The following is an 8952-nucleotide window of genomic DNA, read 5'->3' on the forward strand; positions in this document are numbered from 1 at the left end:
CCAAATTTAATATTTACCTAATCCGTTGACAATTTGTACAAAAAAGCTTTAAATAAGCCAAAAGGCTTATTTTGTTACAAAGTGTTAATTTTAGAGCCCCATTTAATAAAAAATGATGTTAAGATAAGCCAAGAGAACTAAAAAAGCCTAAAAGCACTAATCCTAAATAATTATTTTTTGTTTTTTACATTTGTTTGCTTTCAATTAGGTTAAAAGTAGCGATAACTTAAATTGTGTTTTTAGGCTAGGAAAGTTCATAAAATGGCGCTAAATGCTGTTAAATTAGCTTTCAAAACGTAATTTTAGTGCTAAAGTAATTCTAATAGCCTACTTTTTCCTTCACAAAGGTTAGGTACACTTAGATTAGTTAGAACGATTTTAAAAAAACCGTAAGATAAGCAAGTTATATTAGCTAAGGCACAAACCATCACTAATAAACTGATTAGCTTACATACACACTATCCTTTAGGAGAGGAACATGGAAAAAATGACACAACAAAGTCAAAAGGGTTTTACCCTAATTGAATTAATGATTGTAGTTGCAATCATCGGTATTCTTGCAGCAGTAGCACTGCCTGCTTATCAAGATTATACAAAGCGCGCTCACGTAAGTGAAGGCATGAATCTTGCTGCCTCAGCCAAAGGAGCTGTTACTGAGTTTTACGTATCTGAAGGGGCTATGCCAACATCAAATGGAGATGCTGGTTTACCTACAAGCACAACAATGACTGGTAACGCTGTAAAATCAGTAGCAGTTAGCACTGGCGGTGATATCACAGTAACATTTAACAGTAAAGTTACCGATGATGCGACTTTAATCCTAGTGCCTTCAGTTCCTTCTGCTGGTGGCACTATCACATGGACATGTGATACAGGCTCAGTTGACGACAAATACTTGCCAGCTAACTGCCGTTAACTTTTTTAACGCAGTATTGATTCACAATACTGCGTTACCCTCTTCTTCCTTTTTGCTTTCGAGTTATGTTGAAAAATATTTTCATTTCTTTTACTGTATTTTTGCTATTTTTGTACCTTTGGTTTATTAATATCTCACCTTTTAATTTCAAAGGTACATCTATTAAAGATAAGCTAGAGGATGCATTTTCTAGTTCATCGTTTATCATAGAAACTACTCTATTTTCTATTGGCATTATATTATCCATCGCTTTTTTTGCATTATTAAACCATATTATTTCAACAAACATGAAGGTGATAAGTAAGCAAACCCTCTCTCTACCATTTTGCACATTTACATCTTGGGTTATTTCAGTCTGCTCATTATTAGGTGTAAGCAGCTACTTATACCCCGAGCTATTTTATAGCCACGAAGCATGGAAATCCCCTTTTTTTTTATATACTTGTATATTCATGGGATTTTTCTTTTTAACTATTTCATTTTGGTTAAAGAAAAACCGATTAAACTTTATAATAATTGTCACACCTTTTATCCTCTCATATTTGATACCAACCATAAGCATAAGCTATTCAAATCATTCTCAGCTCAACCATAAAAACGTATTCATAATAGGTATAGATTCATTAAACACCAACTTACTTAAAACAGAATATACCCCTTTTATTTCTGAATTTATAAAAAGTGCTACATATCTGCCTAATAGCTATACTCATGTGGCCAGAACATTTCCTTCGTGGATGAGTATTTTATCAGGCGACTACCCTCTTACGAATAAAGCAAGACTCAACCTTACTGACTTTGAGAGAATAAATGTGGAAAAGAGCCTTCCCTATTATTTGAAGCAGGCAGGCTACACTAATTACTTTTCGCTAGACGAAAGGCGCTTTAGCCATATAGATGATCGTTTATTTTTTGATTCGACCATCGGCCCACCTGCAACAGTAGGTGAATTTATTTTCTCTAAATTACTAGATATTCCTTTACTTGTTATCACATCAGACTTAGTTATCTTTAACTTTTTTATGCCTCAAATACATAATAATAGGGCAGCATGGCAAACTTACTCTCCAGAAAAATACAATGAAAAGTTAAAAAATAGTATCGATATTGATAATACCCCCATATTTCTATCTTCCCATTTTACTCTGCCTCACTGGCCTTATAAGAGCAGTCACAACGAAAGTAACAATAAAGATTTATATGATAAATACCTTGAAGCGGTAAAACACGTCGACACACAAGTTCAGGACCTTATTTCTTTTTTACAGGCTAATGGCCTTCTAGAAAACTCCATCCTATTCTTACTAACAGATCACGGAGAAAGCTTCGCTAGAGAGGAGGATATGCCAGCTAACAACTTCAACTTAGTTAACCTCGCAGGACATGGCACTTCTATAGTTTCGAAACCTCAGTTCAATGTTCTAATAAGCTTCAAGGAGTTTAAAGGGAGCTTCGAAGTATCACATACGGGTATAAATTCAAATTTAAACTACGCACTAACAGATGTAGCGCCTACTATTTTAGATATGCTAGGGTTAAATCCTACAACAACTTTTGATGGCGATAGTGTTTTTAAGGTGAAATCACAAAGGCTACTACCTGTTGAAAGCTCCTTAAAACCTATGTTTGACAAATCTGGAAACCTTAATGTATCTGGCACTGTAGCAAAGAATGCAAGTTTATTTGAGATGAACACCTTAGGGCAACTAGTTTTGAAAGAATCACTTTATCCAACCATAATGAAAGAAAAACAACGTGGTGTTATATATGGAAAATGGCAACTATCGATTTACCCAGAATTAGACAATGCCATTTTCATAACAAATCTAGAGTCTTATAAACTCTATAACTATGACTCATTTGATAATAATGAATTAAAAAAATTCTTACTGTCAAAATTATGTACGTTATATGCACCTGAAATCATACAGAGCAATATTATACCCTGTTTGAATACTAAAAACTTTTTGGAAGTTAGTTAATGACAAAACAACCAGATAAAAAAGGACTTGATACCTTCGAATGGATCGGCGTAAGTGCCCGAGGAAAACGCCTTGAAGGCGAAATGACTGGTGCTAGTATTGCGTTAGTAAAGGCCCAGCTCCGAAAGCAAGGTATCACTCCCTCCAAAGTAAAGCGTAAAGCCAAGCCGTTATTTGGCACGCGAATGCAAAAAATTACGCCAAAAGATATAGCTCTCGTTACACGTCAAATTGCCACTATGTTGATGGCAGGTGTGCCACTCATTCAAGCTATAGATATGATAGGTACAGGCTCTACTAATAAGAGCGTAGCTAAACTCATGGAAACCATTGGCGATGAAGTAAAAGCCGGTGGTACGTTATCAAACGCACTTCGTCAACACCCGCGTTATTTTGATGATTTATATTGTGATTTAGTTGCCTCTGGTGAGCAATCGGGGGCGTTGGATAAAATATTTGACCGTGTCGCGCTTTATAAAGAAAAATCCGAAGCGTTAAAATCAAAAATTAAAAAGGCCATGTTCTACCCCATCGCAGTTTTAGTAGTCGCCTTAATCGTTACCTCTATCCTACTGATTTTTGTAGTACCGCAATTCCAAGATATTTTCGCTGGTTTTGGTGCAGAATTGCCCGCATTTACCTTAATGGTCATTGGTATATCTGAATTTATGCAAGAATATTGGTGGATAATGCTAATTGCCATTGTAGGCTTTGGCTACGCCTATAAGGAAGCTCTGCTTAAAAGTAAAAAGCTACGGGATGCAAACGATAGAGCGATTTTAAAACTGCCGGTAATTGGTATGATTTTAAATAAAGCAGCTGTCGCACGTTATGCGCGTACTTTATCGACCACCTTTGCTGCCGGTGTACCACTAGTTGATGCGCTTGATTCTGCGGCTGGTGCCTCAGGTAATGCAGTTTATCGCTATGCGATATTAGATATCAAAGCAGAGGTTAGCTCTGGTAACCAAATGAACTGGGCAATGAGAAATTCAAAAATATTCCCCGATATGGTAGTGCAAATGGTCGCCATAGGTGAAGAGTCTGGCTCACTTGATGGCATGCTTGCAAAAGTAGCCACTATTTATGAGCAAGAAGTGGATGATGCAGTAGACGGTTTATCAAGCCTGTTAGAACCTTTAATTATGGCTGTACTTGGTGTACTGGTTGGTGGTTTGATCATCGCCATGTATTTACCCATATTCCAGCTTGGTTCGGTTATATAATAGCTGTAATATATTTATTCACAAAGAGTTGGAAGGTGCTAGGTGCCTTCGCTTTGTGGGAACAGGCTTTAGCCATGATTGTTTTTAGGTTTGGAATATATGTTTAGGCCAATCGGCGCTAAAGCGCTCTCCCACAAGTGCTAGGTGTTTTGGCTTTTCCTCATTTGCTCTCACTCACTTCTCTTTGTGAAAATGGTTTTTAACTTAATTTTTTAGGTATGTAATGCACGATTTTTTTCTTGATATAATTACAGTAATGCAAAACCAACTATGGTTTTACTTATTAACCATAGGCCTTGTTAGCTTATGTGTTGGTAGTTTTTTAAATGTGGTGATTTATCGCATACCTGAAATGATGAAACGTGAATGGCATAGTGAGTGTCGAATTTTACTTGCTGATGAGCTAAAACCAACTGAGCAAGCAAAGTCAAAAGCTGAGGTTTTTAATCTTATTAAACCCAACTCCACTTGCCCTAATTGTAAAACAGCCATCAAGCCTTGGCAGAATATCCCTGTTATTAGTTGGCTGTTATTAAAAGGCCGCTGCGCAAGTTGTAACACCCCGATATCAATTCGTTACCCCATTGTTGAAATGCTCACAGCTATATTGAGCCTAATTGTCGCCGCCACTTTTGGCGCAACAGATATCGCCTTGCTTTACGTATTCGTAACCTGGGCGTTGATTGCCCTGACTTTTATCGATATTGATCATATGTTGCTGCCAGATCAACTCACCCTACCTCTAGTTTGGCTTGCTTTAATAGCCTCTGTATTTGGGGTGACGGAGATCACACCAACTGATGCAATAATTGGTGCCGCATGTGGCTACTTAAGCTTATGGAGCGTATTTTGGTTGTTTAAACTGGTAACCGGTAAAGAAGGTATGGGTTATGGCGATTTTAAATTACTCGCCGTATTTGGTGCCCTACTTGGTTGGCAGGCGCTGTTAACTATTGTTTTGCTTTCAAGCGTAGTAGGTGCAGTGATTGGCATCGCGCTATTGAGCATTCAAGGCAAAGATAAAGCCACACCAATCCCTTTTGGCCCCTACTTAGCCATCGCCGGATGGGTTACCTTGCTTTGGGGTGAGCAAATTCAAAGCCTATATTTTAATTCTTTAGGTTACTAATATGGCCCAAAAACACAAAATTAATAACTGGGTGTTAGGGTTAACAGGCGGTATTGGTTCAGGCAAAAGCGCCGTAAGTGAAATGTTTGAAAAGCTAAATATAGCGGTTGTTGATGCCGATATAGTTGCTCGCCAAGTCGTAGCGCCACAAAGCGAAGGTTTAAATGCTATAACAGCACACTTTGGTACTAATGTTTTAAACCCCGATGGCTCTTTAAATCGCAGTCACCTACGCGAAATTATTTTTGCAGATAACGAACAAAAAACCTGGCTGAATAATTTACTCCACCCTTTGATTCGAGAAAAGCTACTCACCGATTTAGCTAATGCCACCAGCGAATACGTTATATTAGTTGCCCCATTATTGTTTGAAAACAATTTAGATCAATATTGCCAGCGTACACTTGTAGTAGATGTACCAGAAGAAGTGCAGCTTGCCCGCACTACAAAGCGCGACGGTGTAACAGAGCTGCAGACTAAAAGTATTATTGCAGCACAAATGTCGCGCCAAGATAAACTAGAAAAAGCAGATGATATTATTGATAACAATCGCTGCTTGGACCTAGTAGAAATTCAGTTGCAAAAATTGCACTATCGTTATTTAGCCTTAGCTAAACAAGCAAAAGTAAACGCTAAATGATGAGAAAATAAAAAACTTTTCACCTTTTTGTTTGCAAATTAAGCTAAATCAATAAGACTAATGTTATACCCTTCTTTTTTCTGATAAATTGTTAACATGAAAGGATCTTACCGGGTGCGCAATGAACATTAATTCACCATTATTACGAAAATTTATCACTCTTGGTCGTGTTGACGCCGAAACAGTTAAATTAAAACAACGTGAATTTAGCTCTACCGCTGAGCTTATCGCTAAGTGCAGTGGGATTAACGGTCACGAGCTAGCTGAGCAATGTATTGATTTATTTCGTGTGCCTTATTTTGACTTACGTGATTTTAATGTTGAGTTAATCCCTAAGGAACTAGTTAAAGAAAAACTCATCAGGCAACACCATATTCTACCTTTAGTTAAAAAAGGCCGAAAACTTTATATTGCCGCCTCTGATCCTACAGACTATGGTGCCTTTGAAAACTTTGAGTTTAGTACAGGGCTTTCGTGTGAAGTCGTTGTTGCTGATTATCAGCAACTAGATAATAAAATTGAACAATTACTCGATGCGTCTGGTAGTTTGAACTTAAGTGATGACGAGTTTAAAGAGTTTGCCGATTTAGATACTGACAGCTCTAAAGATCAACAAAACACAGGCGAAGACGAAAAAGACGACGCACCGATCATTGTCTACATTAATAAAATTTTAATGGACGCCATAAAAAAAGGCGCATCAGATTTACACTTTGAACCGTATGAGCATAAGTACCGTGTACGTTTTCGTATTGATGGTATTTTGCACGAAATGGCAAGCCCACCTAATAGCTTAGCTACGCGGTTATCTGCACGTATTAAAGTAATGGCGCGCTTAGATATTGCTGAAAAACGTAAGCCACAAGATGGCCGTATTAAGTTAAAAATTACCGAACGTAAAAGCATCGACTTTCGTGTAAGTACCCTGCCTACTTTATGGGGTGAAAAAATCGTAATGCGTATCCTAGATTCATCTAGTGCCATGCTCGGCATCGATGTGCTAGGTTATGAACCCGAGCAGAAAAAGCTCTATATGGACGCACTAGAGCAACCACAAGGGATGATTTTGGTTACCGGTCCTACAGGCTCAGGTAAAACAGTATCACTTTATACCGGCTTAAATATTCTTAATCAGCCGGAACGTAATATTAGTACCGCCGAGGATCCGGTTGAGATCAACCTTGAAGGTATTAACCAAGTACAAATAAACCCAAAAGCAGACATGACATTTGCCAATGCACTTAAAGCATTCTTACGTCAAGATCCCGATGTGGTTATGGTCGGTGAGATCCGTGACCTTGAAACCGCCGAGATATCAATAAAAGCGGCGCAAACAGGTCACTTGGTTATGTCTACACTGCATACCAACTCAGCACCAGAAACCTTAACCCGCTTATTAAATATGGGCGTACCTGCGTATAACGTGGCAAGCTCAATAACTTTAATTATCGCACAGCGCCTAGCACGTCGTTTATGCCCTAAATGTAAAACCCCCGAAACACTCCCAGCTGAAGAACTAAAGCGCCAAGGGTTTAACGAGCAGCAAATAAGTGAGTTAACTTTATTTGCACCTAAAGGCTGTGATAGCTGCACCGAAGGCTATAAAGGGCGCGTTGGTATATACGAAGTCATGCAAATCACGCCTGAAATCGCACAAATCATTATGCGTGGCGGTAACTCCCTAGAAATTGCAGAAGTGTCGTTAAGATCTGGGTTTAATAATTTACGTTTATCCGGCCTCAAAAAAGCAGCTGATGGAGTAACATCACTTGCTGAAATAAACCGAGTGACAAGTTTTTAAAATAAGATTCTAGGTGCCTTAGCTCTTGTAGGAACAGGCTTTAGCCGTGATTTTGGGTTTGAGGTTATATGTTAAAGCCAATCGGCGCTAAAGCGCTCTCCTACGATGGTAAAGATACTATGTATTGACAGCAACCTTTCTCATTTACCCTCATTCATTTCTCTTTGTGCAAATAAGTATTTTCTTTTATTTATGCCTTATCATTTACACTCATCCACTTCTCTTTGTAAAATAAGCCTCAATACTTTATTCATGAGAATATATTATGCCAACAGTTGTAAACTGCCCTACTTGTAAAACTAAAGTTGAATGGTCTGAGCAAAGCCCTCACCGCCCATTTTGTTCAAAACGCTGTCAATTAATTGATTTAGGTGAATGGTCATTTGAGAATAATAAGATCTCAGCACCAATTACATCTGCTGAAGACTTAAGCCAAGATATGATTGAAGATATTGAAGAAATGCTCGCCAAAAACGACGACGATTTCTTTAAATAAACACCCAATAATCACACTCCAAACCCCACACCCCGTAGGAGAGCGCTTTAGCGCCGGTTGGCTTTTGCACATACCCCAAACATTAAACACAATCACGGCTGAAGCCTGTTCCCACAAGACAAATCACACTCCATACCCTGTAGGAGCGCTTTAGCGCCGGTTGGCTTTAACCGTAATAAATTTATGAATCGAGGTTTAGCACTGTCTCTAATTTAATCTACACTTCATTAAATCGTTTTATATTTAATGGATTAAAATGAAACCTCATTCTTACAAATTACGCCAGCACCGCCAATCATGTATTAACAATTATTACTCTGTCACTACATGCACGCACCTACGAACTAAATTATTTGAAGATTTTTATAGTGCACGAACTTTAATAAGCTCATTAAAACATTCAGATTCAAATGGTTTAACACAAACAATCTGTTTCGTAATAATGCCAGATCATATGCACTGGTTATTTCAGCTTAAAACACAACAACCATTGTCTTCAGTGATAGCTAAAGTAAAAGGACGTACATCATTTCTTTTACACAAAGATAAGAAAGAAAAAATTTGGCAAACTGGTTTCTACGATTCATTAATTAGAGATGAAGAGCACTTATTGCATCAAGCAAGATATATCGCTGCTAACCCAATAAGAGCCGGCATTGTTAATAATTTAGGCAATTACCCTCATTGGGATTGTATCTATTTGAATTCATATGAATATGATTAACACATACCACAACCTTAAAAACAATCACGGCTGAAGCC

At 38.0% G+C, this 8952-nt stretch carries 9 protein-coding genes; 8 read left to right on the forward strand and 1 reads right to left on the reverse strand.

Features of this window, described 5'->3' with window-relative positions; translation table 11 throughout:
- The first annotated feature begins 478 nt into the window (after nt 1-478).
- Nucleotides 479-916, forward strand: a complete 438-nt coding sequence (locus tag B5G52_RS20010) for a pilin (protein WP_217896198.1) — start codon at nt 479-481, stop codon at nt 914-916.
- Nucleotides 917-950: 34 nt separating this feature from the next.
- Here the strand turns inward: B5G52_RS20010 and B5G52_RS22115 are convergent, their stop codons facing one another.
- Entirely contained in the window at nt 951-1247 is a 297-nt protein-coding gene (locus B5G52_RS22115) for a hypothetical protein (RefSeq protein WP_176372595.1), read from the reverse strand.
- A gap of 121 nt (nt 1248-1368) precedes the next feature.
- Here B5G52_RS22115 and B5G52_RS20015 point away from each other — a divergent pair, with 121 nt between their 5' ends.
- The 7 genes from B5G52_RS20015 to B5G52_RS20045 all read left to right on the forward strand — a co-directional run bounded on the left by B5G52_RS20015 (nt 1369) and on the right by B5G52_RS20045 (nt 8914).
- Nucleotides 1369-2898 carry a sulfatase-like hydrolase/transferase gene (locus B5G52_RS20015; RefSeq protein ID WP_176372596.1) on the forward strand — a complete coding sequence of 510 codons (1530 nt, stop codon included), beginning with the start codon at nt 1369-1371 and terminating at the stop codon, nt 2896-2898.
- Nucleotides 2898-4124 carry a type II secretion system F family protein gene (locus B5G52_RS20020; protein WP_087534394.1) on the forward strand — a complete coding sequence of 409 codons (1227 nt, stop codon included), beginning with the start codon at nt 2898-2900 and terminating at the stop codon, nt 4122-4124. The genes B5G52_RS20015 and B5G52_RS20020 overlap by 1 nt, the downstream gene beginning before the upstream one ends.
- Before the next feature lie 223 nt (nt 4125-4347).
- Entirely contained in the window at nt 4348-5253 is a 906-nt protein-coding gene (locus tag B5G52_RS20025) for an A24 family peptidase (RefSeq protein ID WP_087534395.1), read from the forward strand.
- 1 nt (nt 5254) lies between these two features.
- Nucleotides 5255-5893: a dephospho-CoA kinase gene (gene coaE / locus B5G52_RS20030; RefSeq protein WP_087534396.1), complete on the forward strand. Its 639-nt coding sequence runs from the start codon at nt 5255-5257 to the stop codon at nt 5891-5893.
- A gap of 121 nt (nt 5894-6014) precedes the next feature.
- Entirely contained in the window at nt 6015-7694 is a 1680-nt protein-coding gene (gene pilB, locus B5G52_RS20035) for a type IV-A pilus assembly ATPase PilB (protein WP_087534397.1), read from the forward strand.
- A 265-nt stretch (nt 7695-7959) separates the two neighbouring features.
- The gene (yacG, locus tag B5G52_RS20040) at nt 7960-8190 is read left to right on the forward strand and encodes a DNA gyrase inhibitor YacG (protein WP_087534398.1); all 231 of its coding nucleotides are present in this window, start codon (nt 7960-7962) and stop codon (nt 8188-8190) included.
- A 256-nt stretch (nt 8191-8446) separates the two neighbouring features.
- Complete coding sequence (locus B5G52_RS20045; RefSeq protein WP_087534399.1) at nt 8447-8914, forward strand: transposase; 468 nt, start codon at nt 8447-8449, stop codon at nt 8912-8914.
- The last annotated feature ends 38 nt before the right edge of the window (nt 8915-8952 follow it).

The sequence above is a fragment of the Pseudoalteromonas sp. A601 genome, assembly GCF_002165575.1.
Lineage (GTDB): Bacteria > Pseudomonadota > Gammaproteobacteria > Enterobacterales > Alteromonadaceae > Pseudoalteromonas.